Annotated in this window: 1 protein-coding gene; it reads right to left on the bottom strand. The window is 44.1% G+C overall.

The window, feature by feature from the left end:
* Positions 1-179: 179 nt before the first annotated feature.
* The gene (locus FFM73_RS12535) at positions 180-1,013 is read right to left on the bottom strand and encodes a MetQ/NlpA family ABC transporter substrate-binding protein (RefSeq protein WP_137631947.1); all 834 of its coding nucleotides are present in this window, start codon (positions 1,011-1,013) and stop codon (positions 180-182) included.
* Positions 1,014-1,142: the final 129 nt, after the last annotated feature.

Genomic DNA, 1,142 nt, shown 5'->3' with positions numbered 1-1,142 from the left:
CGTATTTTTTTGGAACGCGTCTGGTTCAAACCATTGTCCAAAAAACTGCCAACTAAAAAAGCACCTAGACCAATTGAGGTCTAAGTACTCCTATAAATCTAAATCAACTCTACTTGACGAAGCGCCCTTTTTAGTTGCTTACATTCTGGGCGCTACCCGTTTTGGTTCACGCTCTATCTTTATTTGTAACTCTTAGCCGGCAATACGGCACCCTTATACTTGTTGTAGATCCACTTTTGGGTACTCTTTGATTGCAAAGCCTTCATCAACTTCTTGATAGCTGGCTTGTTCTGGTCACCCTTCCGGACAGCCACAATGTTGACATATGGTGATGATGACTTTTCAGTCGCAATCGCATCCTTACGAGGGTCAAGACCCGATTGAACCGCGTAGTTGGCGTTAATGAAGTCTACGTCACCTTCACCGTTCTTGTAGATACTTGGCATCAACTTTGGTTCGTAACTGTGTTTGAACTTCAAGTGACGAGGGTTCGACGTAATATCACCAAAGTTAGCAGTGGTAATATCAATACCCTTCTTAACCTTGATCAAACCAGCATCCCGCAAGAGTGTTAGGATCCGGCCATAATCAGGCGTGTTGGAACTAGCCAAGATGGTTGACCCATCCTTAACATCCTTCAAGTTCTTGACTTTCTTTGAGTAAGCTGAGATAGGTTCCAAATGAACCCCACCGGCGCTGACCAAAGTCCCATGGTTAGCCTTGTTCCACTGGTTCAAGAACGGCGTATGCTGGAAGTAGTTGGCATCCAATTCCTTGCTGGCCAATGCTTTGTTAGGCATTACGTAGTCTTGGAAGACCTTGATCTTTAAGTTAACGCCTTCCTTTTTCAGTTGTGGCTGCACGTGCTTCAAGATCTGTGCATGAGGCACCGCTGACGCACCAACCGTAATGGTGGTCGTCTTAGGCTTGCTTGAACTGTTACCACAAGCTGCTAGTAGAATTGTCGTTGCGGCAATCCCTAAAATTCCTAGAATCCGTTTCGAAGTCTTCATGAATAATTCCTCCCAGAATAATGCAGAATAACGCGTAGTGCTAGTTTCGTAATATAGCTCAGGCAGTTCACTAATCTATTCTAAGCCCACTTTTTCCTTGAATTAAATTGCTATGAACCTTGATGACAT

This window comes from Secundilactobacillus hailunensis (assembly GCF_005405185.1).
In the GTDB taxonomy this organism is placed as follows: Bacteria; Bacillota; Bacilli; order Lactobacillales; family Lactobacillaceae; genus Secundilactobacillus; species Secundilactobacillus hailunensis.
Note: the sequence above shows the minus strand (reverse complement) of the source record. Positions and strands in the feature narration are given on the sequence as shown.

Coding starts and splice junctions, on each gene's coding strand:
- FFM73_RS12535 (WP_137631947.1), bottom strand. CDS start 1,013: ATGAAGACTTCGAAACGGATTCTAGGAATTTTAGGGATTGCCGCAACG.